General features: G+C 59.9%; 21 protein-coding genes and 1 riboswitch. Of the genes, 9 read left to right on the forward strand and 12 right to left on the reverse strand.

What is annotated here, in order from left to right; genetic code table 11:
- Window positions 1-65 precede the first annotated feature (65 nt).
- The 3 genes from DW796_RS02635 to DW796_RS02645 form a co-directional block, all read right to left on the reverse strand.
- Window positions 66-869 (reverse strand): diguanylate cyclase domain-containing protein, encoded by an 804-nt coding sequence (locus tag DW796_RS02635; RefSeq protein ID WP_158567672.1) that lies wholly within the window; start codon window positions 867-869, stop codon window positions 66-68.
- Window positions 835-1,599 carry a GGDEF domain-containing protein gene (locus DW796_RS02640; RefSeq protein WP_118094191.1) on the reverse strand — a complete coding sequence of 255 codons (765 nt, stop codon included), beginning with the start codon at window positions 1,597-1,599 and terminating at the stop codon, window positions 835-837. The genes DW796_RS02635 and DW796_RS02640 overlap by 35 nt, the downstream gene beginning before the upstream one ends.
- A gap of 124 nt (window positions 1,600-1,723) precedes the next feature.
- A complete protein-coding gene (locus DW796_RS02645; RefSeq protein WP_118094192.1) occupies window positions 1,724-4,441 on the reverse strand; it encodes an EAL domain-containing protein in 2,718 nt (905 codons plus the stop codon).
- A 324-nt stretch (window positions 4,442-4,765) separates the two neighbouring features.
- Here DW796_RS02645 and DW796_RS02650 point away from each other — a divergent pair, with 324 nt between their 5' ends.
- Entirely contained in the window at window positions 4,766-5,635 is an 870-nt protein-coding gene (locus DW796_RS02650; protein ID WP_117842945.1) for a patatin family protein, read from the forward strand.
- 162 nt (window positions 5,636-5,797) lie between these two features.
- Here the strand turns inward: DW796_RS02650 and DW796_RS02655 are convergent, their stop codons facing one another.
- From DW796_RS02655 to thiM, 3 genes are read right to left on the reverse strand one after another with little or no spacing between them, the layout of a single operon-like run.
- Window positions 5,798-6,493: a thiamine phosphate synthase gene (locus DW796_RS02655; protein WP_118094193.1), complete on the reverse strand. Its 696-nt coding sequence runs from the start codon at window positions 6,491-6,493 to the stop codon at window positions 5,798-5,800.
- Window positions 6,490-6,831: a thiamine-binding protein gene (locus tag DW796_RS02660; protein ID WP_225093307.1), complete on the reverse strand. Its 342-nt coding sequence runs from the start codon at window positions 6,829-6,831 to the stop codon at window positions 6,490-6,492. Before DW796_RS02660 ends, DW796_RS02655 begins: the two co-directional genes overlap by 4 nt.
- 3 nt (window positions 6,832-6,834) lie before the next feature.
- The gene (gene thiM, locus DW796_RS02665) at window positions 6,835-7,674 is read right to left on the reverse strand and encodes a hydroxyethylthiazole kinase (protein ID WP_118094194.1); all 840 of its coding nucleotides are present in this window, start codon (window positions 7,672-7,674) and stop codon (window positions 6,835-6,837) included.
- Between the two features lie 51 nt (window positions 7,675-7,725).
- A riboswitch (TPP riboswitch) is annotated at window positions 7,726-7,836 on the reverse strand.
- 163 nt (window positions 7,837-7,999) lie between these two features.
- Here thiM and DW796_RS02670 point away from each other — a divergent pair.
- The 4 genes from DW796_RS02670 (at window position 8,000) to DW796_RS02685 (ending at window position 12,561) form a co-directional block, all read left to right on the forward strand.
- Window positions 8,000-8,908, forward strand: a complete 909-nt coding sequence (locus DW796_RS02670) for an HAD-IIB family hydrolase (protein WP_118094195.1) — start codon at window positions 8,000-8,002, stop codon at window positions 8,906-8,908.
- Window positions 8,909-8,918: 10 nt separating this feature from the next.
- Window positions 8,919-9,815: a LysR family transcriptional regulator gene (locus DW796_RS02675; RefSeq protein WP_118094196.1), complete on the forward strand. Its 897-nt coding sequence runs from the start codon at window positions 8,919-8,921 to the stop codon at window positions 9,813-9,815.
- Window positions 9,816-9,970: 155 nt separating this feature from the next.
- Entirely contained in the window at window positions 9,971-11,104 is a 1,134-nt protein-coding gene (locus tag DW796_RS02680) for a 5-methyltetrahydropteroyltriglutamate--homocysteine S-methyltransferase (RefSeq protein WP_233539642.1), read from the forward strand.
- A 122-nt stretch (window positions 11,105-11,226) separates the two neighbouring features.
- Window positions 11,227-12,561 carry a uracil-xanthine permease family protein gene (locus DW796_RS02685; protein WP_118094198.1) on the forward strand — a complete coding sequence of 445 codons (1,335 nt, stop codon included), beginning with the start codon at window positions 11,227-11,229 and terminating at the stop codon, window positions 12,559-12,561.
- Window positions 12,562-12,618: 57 nt separating this feature from the next.
- Here the strand turns inward: DW796_RS02685 and DW796_RS02690 are convergent, their stop codons facing one another.
- The 4 genes from DW796_RS02690 to DW796_RS02705 all read right to left on the reverse strand — a co-directional run bounded on the left by DW796_RS02690 (window position 12,619) and on the right by DW796_RS02705 (window position 18,764).
- Entirely contained in the window at window positions 12,619-13,284 is a 666-nt protein-coding gene (locus tag DW796_RS02690; protein ID WP_118065585.1) for an alpha/beta hydrolase, read from the reverse strand.
- Between the two features lie 207 nt (window positions 13,285-13,491).
- A complete protein-coding gene (locus DW796_RS02695; protein ID WP_158567673.1) occupies window positions 13,492-15,189 on the reverse strand; it encodes a hypothetical protein in 1,698 nt (565 codons plus the stop codon).
- Window positions 15,190-15,460: 271 nt separating this feature from the next.
- Window positions 15,461-17,242, reverse strand: a complete 1,782-nt coding sequence (locus tag DW796_RS02700) for a hypothetical protein (RefSeq protein ID WP_158567674.1) — start codon at window positions 17,240-17,242, stop codon at window positions 15,461-15,463.
- A gap of 208 nt (window positions 17,243-17,450) precedes the next feature.
- On the reverse strand, window positions 17,451-18,764 hold the full coding sequence (locus DW796_RS02705; protein ID WP_118094201.1) for an NCS2 family permease: 1,314 nt from the start codon (window positions 18,762-18,764) through the stop codon (window positions 17,451-17,453).
- Between the two features lie 193 nt (window positions 18,765-18,957).
- Here DW796_RS02705 and DW796_RS02710 point away from each other — a divergent pair, with 193 nt between their 5' ends.
- Both DW796_RS02710 and bsh read left to right on the forward strand, forming a co-directional pair.
- On the forward strand, window positions 18,958-19,377 hold the full coding sequence (locus DW796_RS02710; RefSeq protein WP_118094202.1) for a peptide deformylase: 420 nt from the start codon (window positions 18,958-18,960) through the stop codon (window positions 19,375-19,377).
- Between the two features lie 131 nt (window positions 19,378-19,508).
- The gene (bsh, locus tag DW796_RS02715) at window positions 19,509-20,474 is read left to right on the forward strand and encodes a choloylglycine hydrolase (protein WP_118094203.1); all 966 of its coding nucleotides are present in this window, start codon (window positions 19,509-19,511) and stop codon (window positions 20,472-20,474) included.
- 102 nt (window positions 20,475-20,576) lie between these two features.
- Here the strand turns inward: bsh and DW796_RS02720 are convergent, their stop codons facing one another.
- Window positions 20,577-21,488, reverse strand: a complete 912-nt coding sequence (locus DW796_RS02720) for a DMT family transporter (RefSeq protein WP_118094204.1) — start codon at window positions 21,486-21,488, stop codon at window positions 20,577-20,579.
- A 118-nt stretch (window positions 21,489-21,606) separates the two neighbouring features.
- Here DW796_RS02720 and DW796_RS02725 point away from each other — a divergent pair, with 118 nt between their 5' ends.
- Both DW796_RS02725 and DW796_RS02730 read left to right on the forward strand, forming a co-directional pair.
- Window positions 21,607-22,464 carry a LysR family transcriptional regulator gene (locus DW796_RS02725; RefSeq protein WP_233539643.1) on the forward strand — a complete coding sequence of 286 codons (858 nt, stop codon included), beginning with the start codon at window positions 21,607-21,609 and terminating at the stop codon, window positions 22,462-22,464.
- 201 nt (window positions 22,465-22,665) lie between these two features.
- Entirely contained in the window at window positions 22,666-24,147 is a 1,482-nt protein-coding gene (locus tag DW796_RS02730) for an aminotransferase class I/II-fold pyridoxal phosphate-dependent enzyme (RefSeq protein WP_118094243.1), read from the forward strand.
- 183 nt (window positions 24,148-24,330) lie between these two features.
- On the opposite strand, the gene DW796_RS02735 is transcribed toward DW796_RS02730, so the two are convergent.
- The gene (locus DW796_RS02735) at window positions 24,331-24,741 is read right to left on the reverse strand and encodes a peptide deformylase (protein WP_118094206.1); all 411 of its coding nucleotides are present in this window, start codon (window positions 24,739-24,741) and stop codon (window positions 24,331-24,333) included.
- Window positions 24,742-24,832: the final 91 nt, after the last annotated feature.

The following is a 24,832-nucleotide window of genomic DNA, read 5'->3' on the forward strand; positions in this document are numbered from 1 at the left end:
GGTACGACCTATTTGCCTGATGTGTTCGCCGAGATCGGAAATTAACCATCATGCGCCCCATAACGCTAGTCCAGCTTGGTGCCCGGTACCTGCGGCGCCTCTTTAACCAGCGCATTGAGCTCGTTCAAAATGGAAACGGGCTGTCGGTCAACGGCGTCCAGATGAAGCGTGGCCACGCGAAGGGGCGGCTGATATTCAAATGAGCCAAGGAGCACGGGCGATCCCAAGAACCGTTCGATTTCGTCTGCAACCGCGTCGGTCTCTTCGGGATCAAAGTCGTCAAAGAGCGCCACGAACATCGGTCCGGTCGAGCGGAACAGACGACCCTTGCCGCGCGAGCAATCCATGAGGCAGGCGGCGCTTTCTGCCAAAACGCGGTCGCCTGCATCAAAGCCAAAGCGGGCATTGACCTTGGCGATGTCGTCGATTTTAATGGCGATCAAGCCCGCGTTTCGTGCCACGCGACGCATCTCGCCAATGGCGTTGACCAGGGCGTGGATATCGCCCAGGCCGGTCACGGAATCGGTCGTATCTGCCAAGCTTCGGTTGGTGACAATGCCCACATACATGTTGGGCTCGGTATCGGTGCCGTCCAGGCGGTAGCCCGTGCAGTCGCAAAGCGCGTATTTTCCGGCGGTATTCATGACGCGATACTGCATGCAGTGGAAGTGCCACGTGCCGTTTACCACCATATCGAGCTCGGCGCGTACGTTGTCGCGGTCCTCGGGGTGAACACGGGCAAGCCATATATCAAGCGAGTTGTAGGGATGCTGGGAGGGTAGGTCAAAATCGCGCACGGCATTAACCGACCATTGCGATTCGCCGGTGTCGAGGTTAATGATGAACGGATAGCGCGTCTCGGAGCTCATGGAGATCGCTTGGAACACTCGGTCGTTGCAGGGGGGGGGGTTGTTCGGTGACCGGGCGTTGCGGCGCATCGCCTTCTTCCGGTTGTTGCACACGGTACATGAGCTTGTAGCGATACATTTTGCGGTCGGCGTCCTTTGTCATCTGGCGACGCGTATCGCCTGCAAGCGGGTCGACGCGCGAGCAGCCAAAGCTAAAGCTGGCGATCATGGGCGCCTTGTCGCCTGATGTTGCCTCGATAAGATTGGCACGCGTCCGCTCCAGGCGCTGCTCGAGCTCGGCTTCGTCTGTCGTGGGGGATATAAGTACAAATTCGTCTCCACCGATACGGAACAGCAACTCATCGTGCTCCATTGTCTCGGTGAGTGCGCGGCAGATGCTCAGAATGTAGCGATTGCCCTCGGCGTGGCCAAACTTATCGTTGCAATGCTTAAGGCGGTCGATATCGATATAGGCGCAGGTGAAGGGGGTGCCTTTGCGCCAGAGCTGATCGACATGGCGGTCGAGTCCGCCACGGTTGCCAAGATTGGTGAGCGAGTCGATATAGGCGCCGTGCTCAAGCAGCTCGCGTTCTTGTTGCAGGATGGCGAGCGTTTTCTGCAGTTGCTCACCAATGGCACGCAGCTCCGGGGGCAGCGCGGCAACATCGAGCTCGGTGGTTGAGGCCCCGTTCGCAAGTCGCTGAAGATGAGCGATGATTGATTGCTCGCCCAGGCGATACGACTCGTTCATGATGGATGACCTCCTTGGATGGAACAATGGTTTGTATCTTACTCCCAATTCGGTTTAGATTGGGGTATTAGTTAGCTCATGGGAACAAACGCTCCCTCGACGGTGGCGTTTGCGCACGAGCGTATTAGTTGCTGTCGCCACCGTCGAGCAGTGCCTCAAAATCCTCCGCCTGCATGGGACGGTAGTAGAGGAAGCCCTGAGCGTAGCGGGCGCCCATTTGGCGTAGCATGTTTGCCTGCTCATTTGTCTCGATGCCTTCGACCACAACGGGCAGATGGAGCGACTGCGCCATCTCGAGCATTGATGAAATGATTTGCACGCTGCGGCCTTGATCGCCGTCGACGGGCACAAACGTGCGGTCGAGCTTGATGACGTCGACGTTGACGTTCTTGAGCATCGCGAGCGTGGACTGGCCGGTGCCAAAATCGTCCATGTAGGTCGAGAAGCCGCGGTTGTGCAGGTCGGCCGTCAGCTTATCCACAGCTTCGGACTCTCCCGTATAAGCCGTCTCGGTGATCTCGATGCGCATGAGCTCGGGCGGCAGATTGTATTGGTCGGCGAGTGCCCCCATATGCTCGGCAACGTCGCAGGCAAGGATATCCACGCGCGACACGTTGAGCGAGATCGGAACCACGCGAAGCCCTCGATCGATGCGCCCGCGCAGCCACGAGGCAACGCCCTGCCAAACGTATTTGTCGAGCGTCACCACAAAACCGCTTTCCTCGAGAGCGGGGATAAAGGTGACGGGTGAAATGAGGGAGCCATCCTTGTCAATCCAGCGCGTGAGCGCCTCGGCGCCAGTGATCTCGCCGGTTTCCATGTCGACCTGGGGCTGCAAGTAGTAGGTAATGCGGCCGTTTGAGAGCGCATACTGGAATTCGGTCAGCGTGCGGTGGAACGAGATTTCGCGCTCGTACTCCTCGGGGCGGAAAATGGCAATGCGCTCCTTAAAGTCGTTTTTTGCACGCCGATTGGTAAACATGGCCTTGGCCTGCGCATCGATGGTGATTTCCTCGTTGGAGTCGATGGGGTAGACGCCCATGGACGGCCAGAAACCCACGCCGTCATCATGTTTGGCCACGGCCTCGCGAACGCTGTTATAGATTTGATGGACGGTGTCGTGCTCAAAGGGGATGAGTATGCAAAAGTCGTCTTGGCCCCAGTATCCTGCGACGCCCATGTCGGCATTTTCGATGTCCTTGAGGACCGTGCCCACATCGGCGAGCATGCGGTCTCCCTCGGCCTGTCCGTGCCATTCGTTGAACAGTCGCATGTGTCCCATGTCGACGGTGGCGATACACCAAGCGCCGTCGCGCCTTGTCTGGAGAAATGCGTTGGCGCGCCGCATAAACTCGCTGGGTCGACAGAGGCCCGTGAGCATATCGATGCGCTCGGCGATAGCGCTTTTGCGCTCTATCTCGGGTATGGGGAGGCTGTCGTTGGGAACAAGTCCGCCGGCCGTGCGAAGGCGACGGTCGAGTTCGCCTAAAACGGCGGTCGCTTGGTTGGCTAGGCGCTCGTAGAAGGCCGGGACGACAAGACAGACGGGAGTAATGGTATCGCCCGCGATTCGAACGGGAGCGAAAACGGCCTCTTTTAGATGATGGACCAGTTGCTCGAACGCCTCATGGTCCAAATCGTTGCTGAGCACGACGAACTGGACGCTTCGTGAGCGGTAGACGCGACTCCTGCCACGGGTGATCGACAGCATACGGCCTGCGTATTCGGCAAGCATGTTGTCGACAGCCTCGGCTCCGTAAAGCTCGTTGAGCTTTGTCGTGCCGCGAACGCGCACCGCTATAAGCCCCGTCTCGCAACAGTCGCGACGGCAGGCATCGATAGCGTTGAGCAACATACGCTGCGTTCCAAGGCCCGTGGCGGCGTCGACGGTCTCGGCAAGCGAGTGGTTGACGAGCTCGCCAACATAGAGCGAGGGGACATTTCCGTCGCCGTCGATACGAAACCCGCGAGCACGGCAGAGAACGTAGTCGCCGGCGGCGTTGCGCACGCGGTATTGCATGACGCGACGGTGCTTGGAGCCGTTATAGATCTGGTCGATATCGTCGCTATAGGCCTCGAGGTCATTGGGATGGACGCGCGTTTTCCAGTAATCGTGGCAGTTGTCTATATGCTCCGAAGGAAGACCAAGGTCGCGCAGGGCGCCTTGTGACCAAAGGGTGCGATGTTTGTCCAGGTTCTCGATAAAGAAATAGCGGCCTTCGTTGAGCATCGAAAGGGCGTCGAAAATGCGATCGCTAACTTCGAAATCGTCGGCGTGGACTTGCGTGATATTGCGTCGATCAAGGTGCACGGCATGGCGCAGCTTATAGTCGTACATGCGATGGTCGGCATCGTTCGTCAAGCGATTGGGGGCTTCGCCCAGGGCGGGGTCGGCGTGCGACACTCCGTAGCTAAACGAGTGAGGCATCTCGGCATCGTTGTTTTTGAGCAGGACCGTCCGGCAGTGTTCCAGACGCTCGGCGAGGTCGTCCTCGGTCGCGATCGTAGACAGGATGGCAAACTCGTCGCCTCCCAGGCGAAATGTCGCCTCGTCCACCTTCATATACAGCTTGAGATAGAGGCTCACCTGTAAGATATAGCGGTTGCCCTCGTCATGGCCAAAGATGTCGTTGCAGTGCTTAAGGTTATCGATGTCGATAAACGCCATGGTTACGGGCAATTCCTGTTCCCAGAGCTCCTCTAAGGAACGGGTGAAACCGCCGCGGTTGCCCAGTCCGGTGAGCTGGTCGGTAAAGGCAGTCCTGATCAGATCGTCCTGACGCTCGAGAAGGTCACGGATGGTCTTTTCGAGCGTCTCGGTGTAATTGCTGGCGATATCCATGCTGTAAGCGGCTTCCTGAGGTCGGGGTGTATTGCGTCGGGCGAGCTCGTTGTACACACGCGTTGCTGCTCAACGCTTTGCGTGTATCCAGGCCCCCGCCTTGCTGCGTCGCTGGTTTAATATGTCGGTCCGTGTTCGCTGCTGATAACTATTGAGTAGTATAAACAACAATAGAGGATTGTATATGGGTGCCCCTGCCGCGGGCGGCTATTATTCGCCAATCGGTAGCGTGACGATGCGATGCTCGATATAAATGCGACTGAGTCGATATATGTTGGCGGGTATACTTGTTCCGCTTTAAAACACGGGAACGGAGATGGTCGCATGGCACAGCCAGACACGACGCGCACGGTGGGGCTTGCGCTCGAGGGAGGCGGCTACCGCGGTATGTATACGGCGGGCGTGCTCGACGTATGGATGGAGCACGGCTTAACCTGCGACCATATGGTGGGTGTCTCGGCGGGCGCGGCGTTTGGCTACAACTTTAAATCGCGCCAGATCGGCCGCGCCATTCGCTACAACAAGGCCTATTGCGCCGACAAACGCTATGCGAGCGTGACGAGCTGGTTGCGAACCGGCGATATGTTCAATGCCGAGTTTGCCTATCATGAGGTACCCATCGAGCGCGATCCCATCGATCTGGAGGCATATCGCGCCTGCCCCATGCAGTTTACGTGCGTATGTACCGATCTTAAGACGGGGCAGGCCGTCTACCATGACCTGCCCTATGGCGACGAGCGCGATATTGAGTGGATCCGGGCGTCGTCGGCGATTCCCGTGGCGACGCGTCCTGTTGCCATCGAGGGTCGTAAGTACTTGGATGGCGGTGTTGCCGATTCCATTCCCAGCGCTTGGCTGTTTGAGCAAGGCTATGACCGCAACGTGGTGGTGCTGACGCAGCCGGCAGGCTTTGTAAAGCAGCCCAATAGCGTGATGCCTATGCTGCGTCGCGTGTATCGTCACTATCCGGAGTTTGTTGCGGCGCTTGAGCATCGGCACGAGGTCTACAATGCCACGCTCGATGACCTGGCGCGTCGCGAAGCCGCTGGCGAGATCTTTGTGGTGCGGCCGAGCGAATCGGTGAAGGTGCCGTCGCTGTGCCGCGAGCCCGATGAACTCGAGCGCATCTACCAGATCGGCCGTCGCGATGCGGAGGCGACGTTGCCCGCGCTGGAAGCGTATCTGGCGGGGTAGGGACTACGCCGGAAACTGCATCCCGTAATCAGCGTTCAGACTGGGACGCAGTTTCCCGCTGGTCCTCTATGCGGAAAGCGCATCCCAGAATGGACGTCCAAACTGGTATGCGCTTTCCGCTATTGAAGACATGAGGCTGCGGAGCAACTGCTCGGTCTAGGCTTATGCCTGCTGCCAGGTATCGACGAGCTCCTTGGCTGCGGCGTAGGGGTCGTCGGCGCTGCAGACGGCGCTCACCACAAAGAAGCCGTCGACGCCGGTGGCCTTGAGCTGCGGCAGGTCGGCCATCTTTACGCCGCCGCCCACCACGATGGGCACGGGGCTTGCCGCGTGGAGTGCGGCCAGGTCCTCAAAGCTTTTGGTGATGATAGAGCCGTCGGCCGCGCGTCCGCAGTCGCGCTTGGTCTCGGTCTCGTGGAGCGGGCCGATGCCCAGGTAGTCGACTAGGCTCATGTCGGCGGTCTTGACGTACTCGAGCATCTCCTCGCAACGGGCCGAAAGGCCCACGATGGCATCGGGGCCCAAAAGTTTGCGGCAGACCTCGACGGGAATATCGCTCTGGCCCACGTGCACGCCGTCGACAGCAATGCCCTGCTCGCGCGCGGCGAGTACGCAGTCCAGGCGGTCGTCGATCAGCAGCGCGACCTGCCCGGTTTTGCCGGCCTGTGCGATAGCCTGCGCGGCATCGCCCGTCAGCGCGATGATCTCGCGGGCGCTTGCCACCTTGGAGCGCACCTGGATGCAGGTAAAGCCGGCGTCGAGTGCCTGGGCCACCACATCGCCCACGGGTCGCCCGAGGGTGTTTTCGGGGCCGAGTACCAGATAGGCCGAGATATCAAGGTTGTCGCGGATGCTCATCGTGCTTCCTCCTGCTTTTTGATCTGAGCTTCCATGCGTTCGAGCTTGCCAGTCATGGTGTCGGTAAAACCGGGGCGAATATCGGCTTTGAGCACGACTTCGGTACGGATACCTTTGCTCGCCAACACAAAGGTTGCGTCGCGCACGACCTGCATGACCTCGTCCCAGTCGCCCTCGATCTCGGTGAACATCGAGGTGGTGCGGTTGGGAAGGCCGCTCTCGCGAATGACGCGCACGACCTCGGCGACCTCGGCGGAAAGCTCGTCACCGGTGCCGCACGGGGCGATGGCCACAGCGACGAGCGTGTTCATGCCGGCATTGGTTGCGGGCTCGGACATGGCTTATGCCTCCTCGAGCTCGAGTTGGTTATCGGCAATGTCCTGAGCGGTCGCGCGGTAGAGCTCGTCGATAAAGGCGACCTTAAAGCTTGCCGGGGCATCGGCAACGGCGGCGGCACGCGTGCCGGCAACGTTGTAGACGGCGGTGCCGCAGATGGCCGCCGTAAACGGGTCGGTGGCGCAAGCGTACACGGCCAACACGCCGCCCTGCGAGCAACCGCAGCCGGTGATCTTGGACATGAGCGGGCTGCCGCCGTGGGACTTGGCCATGGTCGTGCCGTCGGTAATCAGGTCGACTTCGCCCGAGACCACTACGGCGCCGCCGGTGTAGCGGGCGAGCGCCGCGGCGGCACCGCGGGCGGCGTCAACCGTATCGGTGGTGTCAACGCCGCGCACGCGGCTCAGATCGGCGGCTTCACCCTCAAGACCCCACAGGCCGGCGAGCGCAATGATCTCGGAGGCGTTGCCGCGCACGATGGTGGGCTTGTACTGCTTGAGTTCGCCTACCAGCTGGGTGCGCAGACTGCCGATGCCCAGGCCCACCGGATCGAGCACCCAGGGCTTGCCGGCGTCGTGTGCCGCCTTGGCCGCGCGGGGAATCGTCTGCTCGTAGATGGGGAAGAGTGTGCCCATGTTCAGATAGATGGCGCCGCCGCCGGCAACGAGCGCCTCGCCCTCGTCGGGCAGATAGACCATGGCGGCCGATCCGCCCACGGCGAGCTGCGCGTTGGCGACAAAGTCAATCGTCACCGTGTTGGTGATGGAGCCCGCCATCGGATTGTTGGCACGAATCTCCTCCACGGCCTTGACCACGTTTTGCTTGAGCTGTTTCGAATCGATCACTGCACATGCCTCCTTGGCATAGAAAAGGGGCGCTGTGCATAGACAGCGCCCCTAAAAAGGCGGCATGCTCCCTACGCCAGCATTAACTGACAGGTTCAAAGGATTGGGCCCCATGCCCTCTCAGCCTTGTGGTTTGCACCGCCGGCACTCCCGCATCGAATCTGTTGTTCCCTATACTAGCGCACCTGCCAAAAAGGGACAGGTTTATTTTGGCAGGTAACAACTGGGGCTTTGCGTTTTCCCAGATAAAACCTGCCAATATAAACCTGTCCCTTTTTGGCAGGTCGGTACAATAGACGGGATTAAGAATGACCGAGGGGGCCTTATGATTAAACTTGTGCTGACCGATATGGACGATACGCTGATTCCAGCCGGGCATGACGGCGCCAGCGACTACGCCATCGAGGGCATTCATGCCATGCAGGCGGCGGGTCTGCACTTTGGCCCGGTTTCGGGTCGCCAGCCCTCCGCGATGGGCTGGATGTTCCGCAATCGCGCCGAGTGCTTCTCGACCGGCGCGTTCTGCAACGGCCAGGTCATGTTTGTGGACGGCGAGGTGGTAGCCTCGCATGCGACCGACAACGCCGCCCTTATGCGCTTGGCTGACTACTTGGAGCAAGAGACCGACGATACGTATCTGAAGGTCTACGGCCTGGGTGATGACTTTTGGGGCAACGATGCCTATTGTGTGACGAGCGACCCCGAGCGCGTGCGCCGCGCCATGGAGTCGGGCGGCAACGCGTGGCTCAAAGGCGAAGAGGCCCCGTGCCGTCCTGTTGTCGATGACGCGTCGGTGTTCAAGGCGAATATCTGGAGTGCTCGTTCGCGTGAGGAGCTCGCGGAGCTACGCGAGCGCGTTGCCGCTGAGGTGCCGGAGCTCTCGCTTGTGTTTCCCAACAACCGCGTGCGCCTGTTCGACATCCTTCCTGCTGATTGGGACAAGGGCTGCGCTGCGTTAGAGCTGGCGCACGCTTTGGGCCTGACGCCCGACGAGGTGGCCGTATTCGGCGATTCCGATAACGATCTGCCCATGATCGATGCCGTTCCCAACTCCGTTGCAGTCGCCAATGCCAACGAGGCCGTCACGGCTGCCGCGCGCTGGCATATCGGCGCTGCGGCAGACGATGCGGTCGCCGGGGCTCTACATCAGATTGCCGCCTGCGCCGCGACGGGGGAGATGCCGTCGTTTATGCGCCAAATGGACGCGGCGGGTTTTGGCGTCACGAACGTCTAGGGAGAAGGCTATGAAGCTTCAGCAGCTCAGATATGTTGTAAAGGTTGTCGAATGCGGCAGCATCACCGAGGCCTCGCGCCGGCTCTTTGTGTCGCAGCCTTCGATTACCGCGTCGATTCGCGATCTCGAAAACGAGATGGGTGTGCATATCTTTGAGCGCACTAACAAGGGCGTCGTTGTGTCCGAGGAAGGCGAGACCTTCTTGGGCTATGCGCGCCAGGTGCTCGACCAGGCCGACCTGCTCGAGGGCAAGTACAAGGGCGCATCCGAGCAGGTGCCGCACTTTAGTGTGAGCTGCCAGCATTATTCCTTTGCCGTTAACGCGTTTGTCGACGTGATCCGCGAGTTCGATGCCACGCGTTACGACTTTACCCTGCGCGAGGAGCAGACTCACGAGATTATCGAGGATGTCGCGCATATGAAAAGCGAACTGGGCATCCTATACTTATCCGAGCATAACCGCGAGGTTATCGAGCGCATGCTTGCCGCCAACGAGCTCGTATTCGAGGGACTCTTCTGCGCCACGCCGCATGTCTTCGTGTGCGCAGACCATCCGCTGGCGGGCCGCTCGAGCGTGACGCTCGAGGACTTGGAAGACTACCCGTTCCTGTCCTACGAGCAGGGCAGCTATAACTCGTTTTACTATTCCGAGGAACTGACCTCGACCTTTGAGCGTCGCAAGAATATCCGCGTACGTGACCGTGCGACGTTGTTCAACCTGGCCATGGGCCTCAACGGCTACACGGTGTGTTCGGGCGTGATCAGCCACGAGCTCAACGGGCCGGGTATTATCTCCATTCCGCTCGATGTGGACGAGTACATGGAGATTGGCATCATCACGCGCAAGAACACGACGCTCACGCGCTACGGTCGGGCCTATATTGACGCGATTCGTCAGCACATCTAAGCTGCTGCGTTCTGCACGGATCAAATCTCTTTATGGCAGTCCTAGCTGATATAGGAAGCATCTATATCAAACTGTTATAAACATATATTTTACGATGGCCATATGAGCGCTCATACTCTGTCCCAGTAAAGCAACCAATGCAAAGGGAGATATCCATGAGCACTTCGATTCAACCGAACGCGCCGTTTCGCGCCGATATCGTCGGCAGCTTTCTTCGTCCGCAGGCCGTAAAGGACGCCCGCGCTGCCTATGCGGCAGGCACGCTTGATGCCGAGGGGCTTAAGGCCGTCGAGGACGATGCCATTCGCGATTTGGTGGCAAAGCAAAAGGCCGCTGGCCTGCAGGTGATTACCGATGGCGAGTTTCGTCGCAGTTACTGGCACCTCGACTTTATGTGGGGGCTCAACGGCATTGAACGCCGCACCTCGCGTACGGGCTATATGTTCCACGACGAGGAGACCACGGCTGACACCGCCGTGGTGACCGGCCCCATCAGCGGCGAGAACCACCCCTTCGTCGAGCACTTTAAGTTTGTCAAGGTGCTTGAGGGCGAGGGCCAGGTTGCGCGCCAGACCATTCCGGCGCCGATCCAGACGTTCTCGGAGGTTACGCTCGACCGCTGCGATGGCCAGCAGGAGAGCCTGCGCGCTGTCTATAAGACCGATGAGGAACTTGCCGACGCAATTGCAGCCGCTTATCGCACGGTGATCGCCGACCTGTACGCAGCGGGTTGCCGCAACATCCAGTTTGATGACTGCACCTGGGGCATTTACTGCGATACCGACTTTGTGTCCAAGACTGGCATGAGCCCGGTTGACCTGCAAAGGGTGAGCGAGCTGGGCGTGGCGCTCAACAACGCCGCCATCGAGGACAAGCCCGACGACCTCGTCATTAACACGCACGTGTGCCGCGGCAACTACCACTCTACCTATGCTTTCGAGGGCGGCTATGACCCCATCGCGCCGTACCTGTTCGCACACGAGAACGTCGATGCGTTCTACCTTGAGTTCGATACGCCGCGTGCCGGTGGCTTTGAGCCGCTCAAGTACGTTGCCCCCGGCAAGAAGGTCGTGTTGGGCCTGGTGACCACCAAGGCCGCTGAGCTTGAGGACGAGGATGCCATCGTCGAACGCATTCACGAGGCTGCAAAGTATGTTCCGCTCGAGAACCTGTATCTGTCGCCCCAGTGCGGCTTTGCCAGCTGCGAGATTGGCAACAAGCTGACCGAGGATGAGCAATGGGCAAAGATCGCGCTGGTCAAGCGCGTTGCCGAGCGCGTTTGGAAGTAACGCTACCGTTCGCAGGCGACGGCGCGTGCGAGACGTTGCGTATCGCGTACAATGGTTCGGATCGTATCGTTCGGGCAGGTTATCCGATATGCCCGATCGCCCTTCCATTCGAAAGGACATCCATGTCCCAGTCTTCGACGCCCGCCGTCACCGATGCCATCTACGACGCATCGTCGCTCGGCCGCCCGCGCATGTTTTTGCTCGGCCTACAGCACCTGTTTGCCATGTTTGGTGCCACGGTGCTGGTGCCCGTGCTCACCGGTCTCTCGGTTTCGGCAACGCTTTTGTTTGCCGGCTTGGGCACGCTGCTGTTCCACTTCCTGTCGCGCGGTAAGGTGCCGGCCTTCTTGGGCTCGTCGTTTGCCTTTATTGCCGGTTATGCCGCAATCGCGCCCAACGGCGAGGCCGAGCTTTTGCCCTACGCCTGCCTGGGTGTAGCCTGCGCCGGCCTGCTCTATCCGGTGCTGGCGGCCCTGTTCCGCGCGTTTGGCGCCAAGCGCGTCATGCGCTTCTTTCCGCCGGTGGTGACTGGTCCCATCGTCATTTCCATCGGCTTGATCCTGGCAAGTTCCGCTATTACTAACTGCCAGACCAACTGGCTCGTGGCTGTCATTGCCGTTGCCGTTATCGTCATCTGCAACATCTGGGGCCGCGGCATGGTCAAGATCGTGCCGATTCTGCTGGGCGTTGTGGTGAGCTATGCCGTTGCGGCTGCGCTGGGCGAGGTCGACTTCTCTGGCGTCGCAGCCGCTCCCTGGGTTGGCTTGCCCATCGTGTGGGACAACACCGTGTTTGCGCTCTTTGGCCCGCAGTTCGATAGCGGCCTTGCCACGACGGCCATCATTACCATCATGCCGCTGGCCTTTGCGACCATGATCGAGCATATCGGTGATATCTCGGCTATCGGCTCCACTTGCGAGCGTAACTACATCGCCGATCCCGGTCTGCATCGCACGCTGCTCGGCGACGGCCTTGCCACGATCCTGGCTTCGCTCTTTGGCGCTCCGGCCAACACCACCTATGGCGAGAACACCGGCGTGCTCGCCCTGACGCGCGTGTTCGACCCGCGCGTGATCCGCATTGCCGCGTGCTGCGCCATCGTGCTTTCGTTCTGCCCCAAGTTCGCCGCGGTCATCGCCGCCATGCCGGCATGCGTTATCGGCGGCGTGTCGCTCGTGCTCTACGGCATGATCAGCGCTGTGGGCGTCCGCAACCTCATCGAAAACCAGGTCGATTTCCAGAACAACCGCAACGTGCTGGTGGCAGCTCTGGTGCTCGTGCTCTCGCTCGGCATTGCGTACAGCACCGCCGGTGCCATCGTGTTGGAGCTGGGCGGCGTGACGATTTCGCTTTCGGGTCTTGCCGTGGGTTCGCTGGTGGGCATTGTGCTCAATGCCATCCTACCGGGCAACGACTTTGAGTTTGATGTCTCCGAGCTTGAGGAGGCTGCTGAGTAACAACTGCGTCCAGCTGAATCAAAAAATGGCGCCCATGCGTACGCGCGGGCGTCATTTTTAATGCGTCAATATCCAGTGGATGCCACGTGCCATGCGCAGATCGGTTTGGGCAAAGTGATTGCCGGGGTTGAGCTCCAGCGTTGTTGGAATGCCGCGCGCGACGAGCAACGCTTCCATCGCGCGTGTGTCGTCGAGTACATGCCGCATCATGCGGTTGGGTGTCTTGGTCTCCTTTTTGCCGAGTGACAGATAGACGGCCTGCGGGTTGCCGGCAAAAGGGGCCGTGCTGGCGCGATCGACAAAGTCGGGAAACCACAACGACCCCGATGCGCTTGCGGCGCGGCTAAAGGCGTCGGTTTGCCAGAGGGACCAGAGCGCGAAGAGGCCCGCGAGCGAGTAGCCGGCAATGCCGCGCCAGGTGGGCGGCTGAGGAAGCGACGACTCGGCCTCTGGGATTATCCAGTTCAACAGCTCATCGAGAAATCCGGAAGCCTGACCGCCAAAGGGCTCGGCATCGCGCACGGTTCCGTCGCATCCCCAGGGGCTCAGCTCGCGATTCCAGTTGAGGCTGCCAATGCCGACAAGCGTGAAGGGCGGGCAGTTGAGCTCTCGGCAGCGTTCATAAACCTCCGCGCCGTCGCCCATGACCACGGGAAGATAGATGACTGGTGCGCTTTCGGCATGCTGTGCATGAACGGTTATCTGCTTTTGATGCGCTTCCATGACGGGCTTCTCTCGACGTTGTGATATCGACGGCCCCCATTGTCGCACGCCGGCTCATGCAGGTTGGGCTAGACAAAAGACAATCTCGTGCATACCCTGCGGACGCATATGGAAAACGCCACCGCCGGAGGGGAGCTCGGCGGTGGCGTTGTTAAACGGTGCTGGGACTCGGGGCCTTCGCGGGAGCTGCCATGTGCGCAGAGGCGTCTACGAGCGTTTGCGGCTCGCCATGGTGCCTGCGGCGATAGCGGCTGTTCCCGCAAGGACGGTTGCCACGATGGCCGCACCCGAGGTGTCGCCGGTTGCCGCGAGCACGCCGGTGGCCTTGGCCTTCGTGGTTGCAACCGCAACGGTCTTGGTCGTCTTTGCGCCCTCGGGCTTGGGGTCCTGCTTGGACTCCGCGGGCTTGGTCTCGTCGGGCTTGGGGTCTTCCGGCTTGGCTACCTCGGGAGGTGCGATGACCATGCTCTTGGCGACAGCTTCGTTATAGGGGGAGTCGATCACAGCGTCGCCCGTGCCGATGGCTTGGCCTGCCTCGTAGATGCCGTTACGGAGCTTGCGATAGTCAATGACCTTGCCGCCTTCGGGCGTCTGGATGGCGGCGTTCTCAATCTTGATGGTGCCGATTGTCTTGCCGTCAGCGCTCATGGCACGGGCAAAGATTGCCGCTGTATCTCCTTCGGCCGTTACCTTGCTGCGGATGATCGAGATGACTGCGGGTGTGACGCCCTCGCCGGTCTGGGCGATGATGCCGATGTTCTCGCCTTGGGGTTCGCGCCTCGTCTCGCCATCTTGGTTTTCGCTGTAGGGGATGGGGCCGTCGCCGTTCTCGACATAGCGGGCTATGGCCTTGACAACGGAGTCGCTGATGTAGATGTGGCCACCCTTCTCGTTGGGTCGATCGTTTCTGGTGGAGAATGCAGCCGAAACCTCGCCTTCCGCAAACGCGTCCACGGTAGAGCCGTTCTTGACGACGATGTCGTCCTGGTAGGTGAAGAGGGCGATGGCGCCACCGTATCTGCCTTTACTTGCACGGACCGTCACGTTTGCATGATCGAGGGTGATGCCCTTGTGGGCATAGACGCCATATTCAACAGCGTTTACGTTGAGGGAGGCGTTTGTGGCTGTGAGGCTGCCCTTGGCCTCGACGGCGGCGTCTTTCTCGGAGCTCGCCTCGACCGTCCCGCCACCCTTGATGGTGAGGTTCTTGTCGGTTCCAATACCCTTGCCCTTGGTAGCCCTGGCGCTGACGGCTCCGCTGTCGTCAATCGTGATATTGCCGTTTGCCCTGATGCCATCCGATGCGCCCGTGGCGTTGACGTTGCCCGAACCTTTGATAGCGAGATCACCCCCGGCATTGATGGCTTCAAACCCAGTGCTCGTGGCGTTGACGGACCCGGCTCCGTCGATGTTGATATTACCCGTGGAGAGGATAGCGTCCTCAGTAGATGTCACGCTGAGCGTGCCGCCCTCGTCGCCTTGGATATTGAGCTCGGCATTCTCGTTAGTGCCATGAGAAACGTTGATGCTTTCGATCCATTCGGCAGTGACGATGTTGGTTCCCGAGTAATTCACGTTGAGCTTGCCTGCGGCCTGGATCTCGCCGCCGTTATAGTTGTTGAGCTTCAAGTCGTCGGCGCCGTCCCACGACCAGGTACCGGCTTCGTCGCTCGCCGCGGTGTTGTACTTGTTGCCGCCGACCTTGACCCATTCCGCTGCGAGCGAGACGCTCGGCATGAGAAGCGAGCTTACCGTGAGCGCGCATACGGCTCCCACGACGATGCGGCGCGTCACGCGGCGCCAGCTGCCGTGCGCGAGTCCTATGCGACGGCGAACGTCGGGTTCGGCAACATGGGTTCCGGCGGTAGTGTCATTGCGTTTGGGGGTCGTGAACAAGGCTGCCATGGTTGCTCCCGTTCTCATAGGGCCTATACGACTAGATTCAGCGTATCTGCTGGATGTTGCCGGCGGTAGTGCCGTTTGGAGGGCAAAATGGCCAAAATGGGGGAGAAATAGGCCGCACGCCGGCGCAGAGACCGGCGCTAAAAGAAAAGCGCGGGGCCGCATGGCGACTCCGCGCTTTATTGTTCAGCTTTTGCAGCCTTGCCCTTACGCTACGAAGAAGTAGACGAGGAAGGCAAGGGCCGCGATCCACCCGTCCTGTGCGAAAAAGTGTTTACGAGCGTTTGCGACTCGCCAGGGCGCCTGTGACGATAGCGGCTGTTCCCGCAAGGGCGGCTGCCACGATGGCTGCGCTCGAGGCGTCGCCGGTCGCTGCGAGTTTGCCGGCGATCTTGGCTCCCGTGGCTGCAACTGCAACGGTCTTGGTTGTCTTCGCGCTCTTAGACTTGGAACCCGGCTTGGTCTCGCCGGACTTTTCCTCGGGTTTGCTCTTCTCGGGAGGTACGGTGAGCGTGCTCTTGGCGACAGCGGCGTCATAGGGAGAGTCGATCACGTCGTCGCCCGTGCCGATGGTTTGACCCGCCTCGCAGAGGATGCCGCCGCTGAGTTCTTCCTTGTTGCGATAGTTAATGATCTTGCCGCCTGCGGGCGTCTGGATGGGAGCGCCTTCGATCTCGATGGTGCCGATCGCCTTGCCATCCTCGCTTATGGCAAGAGCGAAGATTGCCGCCGTGTCTCCCTCGGCCGTGAGCTTGCTGCGGACGATCGAGATACTCGCGGGCGTGATGCCCTCGTAGGTCTGGGCGAAGATACCGATGTTCAGACCCCTAGGCTCAGGGATGACCTCGCCGCTTTGGTCGTTGCTGTAGTGATCGGGGCCATCGCCACCGGTCTCGACATAGCGGGCTATAGCCTTAACAACGGAGTCGCTGATGTAGATGTGGCCGCCAGCGACGTTTGGCTGGTGGTTTCTGGTAGAGATTGCAACCGAGAATTTGCCTTCTGCGAACGCGTCCACGATGGAACCATTCTTGATGACGATGTCGTCCCCATCAGTGATGAGGGCGATGGCCTGGCCGCCGCTCGCGCTTGTGCGGACCGTCACGGTCGCATGATCGAGCGTAACGCCCTTGTAGGCATAGACACCATATTCAACACCGCTTGCGTCAAGGGGGGCGTTCGTGACCGCGAGACTACCCTCAGCGTCGACGGCAAGATCTCCCTGGGAGCTTGCCTTGACCTGGCTGCCGCCCGAGATGTCGATGTTGCCGTCAGCCCAAATCGCCGCTTCTTCTATCGAGCTTGCTTCTACCTTGCCACCGCCTTTGATGATCAGGTCACTGCCCGCGGCGACGCCGTAACCTTCGCCTCCTTTAGCGATCACTGTGCCAGAGGAATCGATGGTGGTCTTGCCCTTGGATTGGATGCCTTCGGTACCGCCCGTTGCATTCACGGTGCCCGAGCCCGTGATAGAGAGATCGCCCTTTGCCTCAATTCCGTCGGAAGCAGTGCTTGTGGTGTTCACAGTGCCTGGGCCAGAAATGGAGAGGTCGCCTGTTGATTTAATTGCATCGGCCTCGGCTGTCACATTGAGCTCATCCGTGCTATTCGAGCTCGTTATGTTCAACTCTGCTTTCTGGCTAGTGCCGTCCTGCGCCTTGATGGCGGCTCCGGTGTAATCAGGCTCGGTTTTCACGGTGTTCTTGCCCTCATAGACAATGTTGAGCTTGCCTGCAGCCTTGATCTCACCGCCGTTATAGTTGATGAGCTTCATGTCGTCGGCGCCGTCCCAGCTCCAGGTGCCGGCGCCGTCGCCCGCCGCAGTGCCGGCGTTGTACTGGGTGCCGCCAACATCAATCCACTCCGCCGCGAGCGAGATGCTCGGCATGAGCAGCGAGCTTACCGTGAGCGCGCATACGGCGCCTGCAACGATGCGGCGCGTCACGCGGCGCCAGCTGCCGTGTGCGAGCAGCGTGCGACGGCGCACGTCGGGCTCGACAAAATGGGCTCCAGAGGTTTTGTCATTGCGCTTGGGGGTCGTGAACAAGGCGGCCATGGTTACTCCCATCCTCATAGGGCCTATGCGATTACGCCCAGCATATCTACAGAATGTTGCCGGCGGTAGTGCCGTTTGGAGGGCAAAATGTCCAAAACTTGGGAAGCAATATATCGCGCGTCCGTGCGTTGCCTGGGCTTAAAAGAAAAGCGCGGAGCCGCTCGATGCGACTCCGCGCCTTGTTGTTTTGCTTTAGCAGACTATGCCGTTACGCCACGAAGAAGTAGACGAGGAAGGCAAGAGCTGCGATCCACATGAGCGGCTTGATCTTGGAGGCCTCGCCCTTAAAGAGCGCGACGACCACGTAGGCGATAAAGCCCAGGCCAATGCCGGCAGAGATGGAGTAGGTGAAGGGCACGCCGGCGACAATCATGAACGCCGGGAAGCCCTGCGACACGTCGGACCAGTCGATCTCGGAGGCCTCGCTCATCATGAGGTAGCCGACGTAGACCAGGGCGCCGCAGGTGGCGGCACTGGAAACGATGGAGACGACAGGGGAGAAGAACGCGGCGAGGATGAACAACACGCCGGTGGTGACGGAGGTGAGGCCCGTGCGGCCACCGTCGGCAGCGCCGGAGGTGGACTCGACGAAGGTGGTGATGGAGGAGACGCCCATAAAGCCACCGGCAGCGGCGGCCACGGAGTCGACGACCAGGATGGGGCGGATGTCCTCGACATTGCCGTCCTCGGTCAGGAACTCGCCCTGCTTGGCGACGGCCATCGCGGTGCCCATGGTGTCAAAGAAGTCACTCATGAGCAGCGAGAAGGCAACGACGAGCAGCATCGGGTCGGTCAGAACCTTCACGATGGCAATGTTGCCATCGGCCGTGTTGGCAAACGGGGCGCCAAAGGTCGAGAAGTTGAGCGGGGCGATGAGGCCCTCGGGGGCATGGGTGACGCCCAGCGGGATACCGGCGATAACGGCGACAATGATGCCGATGAGCAGCGAGCCCGGCACGCTACGAGAAGCCAGGGCGACCGTCACGATGATGGAGATGATGCCGACGATAAAGGTGGGGGAGGTGATGTCGCCCAGGCCGACAAGCGTGCCAGCGCCGGCGGTGATGATACCGGCGTCGCACAGGCCGATCATGGCGATGAACAGACCCAGACCCACCGAGATGGCGTGGCGCAGGACCACGGGGATGGCGTCCATAATGGCCTCGCGCAGGCCGCAAAGGACGAGCAGCAAGATGACGATGCCTTCGAGGAAGATGACGCTCATGGCAACGTGCCAGTCACCGCCGCACATGGTGGTGGTGATGCCCGCGATCATGGCGTTGATGCCCAGACCCGACGCGCAGGCGAGCGGGCGGTTGGCGAAGATGCCCATGCAGATGGTCATGATGCCGGCGCCCAGGCAAGTGGCGCAGGCGAGCGCTCCCGCATCGATGCCGGCGCCCGAGAGCACCGCGGGGTTGACGGCGATGATGTAGGCCATTGCCAGGAATGTTGTCAGTCCAGCGCGAAGTTCGGTCCCGATTGTGGACTTGCGCTCACTGACGTGAAAAAGTTCGTCCATGCATACCCTTTCCTTGTTCGGCCCCGAGTTTAGGCCGATTGACACGAACCCACCCACTATATCGCCTTTGTGAAGTTGGTGTTCCTCACATGTTGATGTTCGGCGGTTTGTAACGGACGGGCGGTATCTTTCGCATGAAATTGTGTAGGTACCGTATACTTAAGCGGTTACAACGACCCCTATGGAGGAACGTATGATTAAAGAGCTTTGCCACGACGAGGCTATCCTGTCCCAGCGTTGCGAGGTTGCGACCGTCGAGGACGAGTCGGTTGCTCGGGACCTGATCGATACCATCAAGTCGCTCGACGATGCCGGCTGCCTTGCCGCTAACCAGATTGGCGTTACCAAGAAGGTTTGCGTCTACCTGGACGACGCCGGCGAGCCCCACGTGCTCTACAACCCCCGTCTGGTGTTTGGCCTGGGTGCCAGCAAGATGGAGGAGAGCTGCCTGACGCACGAGGAGGTCACCAAGTCCACGCGCTATATCAAGTGCAAGGTTGCCTTTGACCAGATCGTCGACGGCAAGATGAAGGAGTGCCGCCGCGATTACGCAGGCTTTGAGGCGCAAATGATCCAGCACATGATTGATCACTGTCTTGGAAAGTTGGTCTAAGGGGACCAAAGCACCGCACCTCGTCGTTTTTAGTCCGGGTATGACATTGTTGTCATGTCCGGACTTTTTTGTTTAGCGCTCCTTTGTTTGGTGACAATGACCTTAGTAAGAACATTGAGCTAGGAGGCGCTATGTGCACGAGCATTCGATTTACCGATAATTCCGGCCACATGTATCTGGGCCGCAACCTCGACTGGAGCTTTGGATACGGCGAGCAGGTTCGCGTGGTGCCCCGCGGGTTCCACATCCCGTACTCGTTTATCGACGATGCGACGGCGGCGCATGCGGTAATCGGTATGTGTATCGATTACAAGAACTATCCCATGTTTTTCGATTGCGGCAACGATGCGGGCCTGGCTGTGGCGGGGCTCAACTTTCCCGGCTATGCCGAGTATGCCGAGGGGCCGGTTGATGGCAAGACCAATATCGCGGCCTACGAGTTTCCCCTGTGGGTGGCGGCGACGTTCTCGACGGTCGACGAGGCCGAGGCTGCACTGCGCGATATGGTGATTGTCGCCAAATCTGCCGGCGAGGGCCTGGGCGTGTCGCTGCTCCATTGGATTATCGGCGACAGCCAGCGCAGTATCGTGGTCGAGATGATGGCCGACGGCCTGCATGTATACGACGACCCGGTCGATACCCTTGCCAACCAGCCGACTTTCCCGTGGCATATGGAAAACCTGCGCACCTATATCACCGCCACCAGCGATTTTCCGCAGACGGCGACGTGGCGTGGCGCCGAGCTTAAGCCCTATGGAGCCGGTGCCGGCATGCGCGGCATTCCCGGCGACTGCTATTCGCCGAGCCGTTTTGTAAAGGCAGCGTACCTCAACGCCAATTACCCGCAAAAAGACAGCGAGACCGAAAACGTCGTCCGCATGTTCCGCTCGCTCGAGGGCGTGGCGATGATCGAGGGAGCGTCCAAGATGGGCGACGGCAAGTTCGAGAAGACCATCTACACCGGATGCTTTAGCGCGCGTACGGGCAATTATTACTACGCGACCTACGATGACCCATCGATTCGCTACGTGAGCCTGATGGATGCCGAGGGCGCGAGCCCCGATAGGCTCGTGGTTCCCGAGCCGCGTCGTTCGTAGCCCATAGCTTTACTGCAATGCAAAATGGCCCTGCATCTCCCGTGAGGTGCAGGGCCACTGCGACCTGGGCTTTATCCCGCATGCGCCCCGAGAAAATGTCCCTTAAGCGCGCGCTGCCTGGGCGATACCAGCCTTGGTGCTTGCGCGTTTGCCGGCGAGTTCGCAAAAGACCGCGCCGCCGATGATTAGCGCGGCGCCCATCAGGCGGACCGGCGTTATGCCTTCGCTCAAAAGGATGGCGGAGAACACAACGGCCGAAAGCGGCTCGAGGTAGCCGACAACCGCGACGGTCTGCACAGGCAGCTTGGCGACGGCGCTAAAGTAAAGCAGGCAGCCGACGCCGGTGTTGACGACGCCGAGCATAGCGACGGCACGCCAATCGATGCTTGCGGCGATACCGGGGGAAAAGAACGAGGGGGCGCCTTGGGTGACGAGCGTGAGGACCAGCGCGGTCACAAAGGCGGCGCTCACCTGGAGTGCAGAGTTCTCGAGGCCTTCGATGTGTGGCGCGCCTTTGCTGGCGATGACCATCAACGCGTAGCAGAAGGCCGAGGCAATGCCACAGACGATGCCCGCAATGGGCATGTTGCCGCCGAGACCCTGCGCTGCAATGAGAAAAGCGCCGCAGGCGACGGCGATAAAGCCGGCGATTTTGCCCCCGGTCAGTTTTTCGCCAAAGATAAACGGCGAGAGGGCCATGACGATGATGGGGCCGCAGTAGTACAGCAGCGAGGATACGCCGACGCCGATCGTCTGATAGGCGCGGAACAGAAAAATCCAGCTGGCGCCCAACGCAGCTCCCGAGAGGATCAAGGCCGCAGCTTCGCGAGGGCGGGATGGCGCCTGCAGTTTATGGCGTTGGGTGATGGCGAGGATGGTGACAAGCGAGAAGGCTCCCAGAAAGGTGCGCAGCAGCACGATATCGGAGCTCGGCAGCGCGATGGCCGCGGCAATGATGCCGTTGGAGCCAAACAACAACAATGCTGCTAAATACGTAATCAGTCCGTTGTTCATGCGCAGCCGCCCCTTTCATATCCCTGCATGTTCACTATGGGTGAGGTTGCCTTAGAAGAAAAGCGAATATAATGCATGGATAACATGACAAAACATCATGCAAAGGCGGAGGCGTGTCGTGGAAACGAATATTCAAAAGATGCAGGTGCTGCTCGAGACAGTGCGCGCCGGAAGCTTTACGCGCGCCGCCGAGCGCCTGAGCTATTCGCAATCGGGCGTGAGCCGCATGGTGGCCGACCTCGAGGCCGACTGGGGCTTTAAGGTGCTCGACCGCAGCCGCGAGGGCGTGACGCTTTCTGCCGACGGGCGGCAGGTCATGCCGGCTGTCGAGGCGTTATGCGAAGAGTTTGGCCGCCTGCAGCGACGGGTGGATGAGATGCGCGGGCTCATGCGCGGCAAAATCTGCATCGGTACGTTTTCGAGTGTGGCGACCCACGTGTTGCCGCCGGTGATTGCGCGTTTTCGCGCCGATCACCCGGACGTCGATTATGAGTTGCTGATGGGCGATTACTCAGAGATTGAACAATGGGTGGCAGAGGGCCGCTGCGATCTGGGCTTTATCCCGCGTGAGCCACGCGGCGTCGGCATGGCGTCGCGACCGTTGGTGCAAGACGAGTTGATGGCCGTGCTGCCAGCGGACTCCTCGCTTGCCACGGCGGAGGTCGTTTCTCTTGCCGATTTAGCCAACGAGCAGTTTATTCTGCTAGAACGCGGCACCGATGACGAGATTACGCCGCTGTTCCGTCGGGCGGGACTGACGGTGTGCTCCAAGCTGTCGACCTGGGATGACTATGCGATTATGGCCATGGTCGAGGACGGCCTGGGCGTGAGCATTCTTCCCGCGCTCATCTTGCGCCGCTGCCAGTTCGATGTTGCCGTGCGTTCGCTCGAGGGACATCCCCATCGGCAGATCAATGCGATATATCGCACGGCTGACGTTTCGCTTGCCGCCGCTCGATTCCTTGAATACCTCTAAACGCGTACACGTCATTGTCCGCTTTGGGCAAATCTCGGAGTCCGGTACGTTTTCTTATGAAATTGAACTTTCGAATGAGGTGCCGCGTTATACTGCTTGCTAAATTGAACCATGGTTCAATTCGTGTTCTATAAATTGAACTTTGCCAGCAAGGAGGTTCCTGTGGCCCAAGAGACGTTTAGCGATCGCCTGCGACAGACTATGTCCGATCGCGACGTTCGCCAGTCGGACGTGATCCGCGCATCGGAGATGCTCGGCAAAAAACTCGGCAAGAGTCAGATGAGCCAATATGTGAGCGGCAAGACGATTCCGCGGCGCGATGTGGCTGAGCTGCTCGCCCGTATTTTGGAGGTCGATGTTACCTGGCTGCTTGCCGGCGACGCCGATCAAGGCGAGGCATCATCACCCCGCAACGATTCCAAGCCCGAACCCCATCCCTCAGCTCAAATTGCAAGGAGCACCACCATGCGTACTTTTTCTAAATCCGCCAAACTCGAGAACGTTCTGTATGACGTGCGCGGTCCCGTTGTCGACGAGGCTGCCCGTATGGAGGACGAAGGCGAGCGCATCCTCAAGCTCAACATCGGCAATCCGGCACCCTTTGGTTTCCGCACGCCCGATGAGGTCATTAAGGACATGCGCCAGCAGCTGCCCGACTGCGAAGGCTATTCCAACTCGCGCGGCCTGTTCTCCGCGCGCAAGGCGATCATGCAGTACTCGCAGATCAAGGGCCTGCCCAATGTTCAGATGGAGCACATCTACACGGGCAACGGCGTGTCCGAACTCATTCAGCTTTCGATGAACGCGCTGCTCGACAATGGCGACGAGATTCTGATCCCCAGCCCCGACTATCCGCTCTGGACGGCGTGCGCAACCCTTGCCGGCGGTCATCCCGTGCACTATCTGTGCGATGAGCAGGCGGATTGGTATCCCGATCTGGAGGATATGGAGTCCAAGATCACGAGCGCGACCAAAGCCCTCGTCATCATCAACCCCAACAACCCCACGGGTTCCGTCTATCCGCGCGAGGTGCTCGAGGGCATCGTTGAGATCGCGCGCAGGCACCAGCTCATGATTTTTGCCGACGAGATTTACGACCGCCTGTGCATGGACGGCTACGAGCACGTCTCGATTGCCTCGCTCGCTCCCGACCTGCCCTGCGTCACCTTTAGCGGCCTTTCCAAGTCGCACATGATCGCGGGCTATCGTATCGGCTGGATGGTGCTTTCGGGCAACCAGCGCTGCATGAGCGACTTTATTATGGGCATCAACATGCTCTCGAACATGCGCCTGTGCTCCAACGTGCCGGCCCAGTCGATCGTCCAGACGGCGCTCGGCGGTCATCAGTCTGTTAACAACTATATCCGCCCCGGCGGTCGTGTCTACGAGCAGCGCAACTTTGTGTATGAGGCGCTCAGCAAGATCGATGGTATCTCTGTGGTTAAGCCGCGCGCGGCGTTCTATATCTTCCCCAAGATGGATGTTAAGAAGTTCAACATCACCGATGACGAACAGTTTGCCCTCGACCTGCTGCACGAGAAGAAGATCCTCATCACGCGCGGCGGCGGCTTTAACTGGGGCGAGCCCGACCACTTCCGCATCGTGTACCTGCCGCGCATGGAAGTGCTCAAAGAGTCGCTCGAAGACCTCGCCGACTTCTTCGACCATTACCGCCAGAGCTAATTAGTTCCGCCGTTCTACCGAACGGCGGACCACTTGACGCTGCGCGAGCCGCATTCACGCCAATCTGACGTTCAATTTCGAGGGCGCGACCAGAAGGTCAGCGCCCTCTCATTTCGCGTCACCTTGGCGCAAATGCGGCTCGCTCGCTGTCGTGTGCTCAACCTGCATCGTTATCTGGGCTGACTAAATAACGATGCCGTTACAGTGGTCGATTTCGTGTTGGATGATCTCGGCGGTGTAGCCCGAGAAGTTTTTGATGCGGTGGACGAAGTTCTCGTCCAGATACTCAACCTTAATGCGGCGATAGCGGGTACAGGGACGCTCGCCGATCAGCGAGAGGCATCCTTCGCTCGTCTGGTAGGCATTGACCTGCTCAAGAATCTGCGGGTTGTACATAAGCAGCGACTTGCTGCCGTCCTTTACGCAGATGATGCGTTTGCGTGCGCCAATCATATTGGCGGCGAGCCCCACGCACTCGTGCTCATGCTCATGGAGCGTATCCAGAAGGTCCTGCCCGGTCGCGGCATCGTCGGGTCCCGCGTCTTCGGAAGGCAGGCGCAAAAAGAACTCGGATTTCATGATGGGCTTAATCATGGAGGGCTCCTCATGTCTCATGCTTTCGTGGACTTTCAATAATAGCGCGGAAGGAAAGCTGCGCGTTCGCGTTGCAATCTTTCGACGTTGG

The organism is Collinsella sp. AM31-2AC, from assembly GCF_003469285.1.
Taxonomy (GTDB): Bacteria; Actinomycetota; Coriobacteriia; order Coriobacteriales; family Coriobacteriaceae; genus Collinsella; species Collinsella aerofaciens_AT.

Bases quoted from the DNA above. Each gene is read 5' to 3' on its own strand.
- DW796_RS02635 (WP_158567672.1), bottom strand. From the start codon at position 869: ATGAGCTCCGAGACGCGCTATCCGTTCATCATTAACCTCGACACCGGC.
- DW796_RS02640 (WP_118094191.1), bottom strand. From the start codon at position 1,599: ATGAACGAGTCGTATCGCCTGGGCGAGCAATCAATCATCGCTCATCTT.
- DW796_RS02645 (WP_118094192.1), bottom strand. From the start codon at position 4,441: ATGGATATCGCCAGCAATTACACCGAGACGCTCGAAAAGACCATCCGT.
- DW796_RS02650 (WP_117842945.1), top strand. From the start codon at position 4,766: ATGGCACAGCCAGACACGACGCGCACGGTGGGGCTTGCGCTCGAGGGA.
- DW796_RS02655 (WP_118094193.1), bottom strand. From the start codon at position 6,493: ATGAGCATCCGCGACAACCTTGATATCTCGGCCTATCTGGTACTCGGC.
- DW796_RS02660 (WP_225093307.1), bottom strand. From the start codon at position 6,831: ATGTCCGAGCCCGCAACCAATGCCGGCATGAACACGCTCGTCGCTGTG.
- DW796_RS02670 (WP_118094195.1), top strand. From the start codon at position 8,000: ATGATTAAACTTGTGCTGACCGATATGGACGATACGCTGATTCCAGCC.
- DW796_RS02675 (WP_118094196.1), top strand. From the start codon at position 8,919: ATGAAGCTTCAGCAGCTCAGATATGTTGTAAAGGTTGTCGAATGCGGC.
- DW796_RS02680 (WP_233539642.1), top strand. From the start codon at position 9,971: ATGAGCACTTCGATTCAACCGAACGCGCCGTTTCGCGCCGATATCGTC.
- DW796_RS02685 (WP_118094198.1), top strand. From the start codon at position 11,227: ATGTCCCAGTCTTCGACGCCCGCCGTCACCGATGCCATCTACGACGCA.
- DW796_RS02690 (WP_118065585.1), bottom strand. From the start codon at position 13,284: ATGGAAGCGCATCAAAAGCAGATAACCGTTCATGCACAGCATGCCGAA.
- DW796_RS02695 (WP_158567673.1), bottom strand. From the start codon at position 15,189: ATGGCAGCCTTGTTCACGACCCCCAAACGCAATGACACTACCGCCGGA.
- DW796_RS02700 (WP_158567674.1), bottom strand. From the start codon at position 17,242: ATGGCCGCCTTGTTCACGACCCCCAAGCGCAATGACAAAACCTCTGGA.
- DW796_RS02705 (WP_118094201.1), bottom strand. From the start codon at position 18,764: ATGGACGAACTTTTTCACGTCAGTGAGCGCAAGTCCACAATCGGGACC.
- DW796_RS02710 (WP_118094202.1), top strand. From the start codon at position 18,958: ATGATTAAAGAGCTTTGCCACGACGAGGCTATCCTGTCCCAGCGTTGC.
- bsh (WP_118094203.1), top strand. From the start codon at position 19,509: ATGTGCACGAGCATTCGATTTACCGATAATTCCGGCCACATGTATCTG.
- DW796_RS02720 (WP_118094204.1), bottom strand. From the start codon at position 21,488: ATGAACAACGGACTGATTACGTATTTAGCAGCATTGTTGTTGTTTGGC.
- DW796_RS02730 (WP_118094243.1), top strand. From the start codon at position 22,666: ATGTCCGATCGCGACGTTCGCCAGTCGGACGTGATCCGCGCATCGGAG.
- DW796_RS02735 (WP_118094206.1), bottom strand. From the start codon at position 24,741: ATGATTAAGCCCATCATGAAATCCGAGTTCTTTTTGCGCCTGCCTTCC.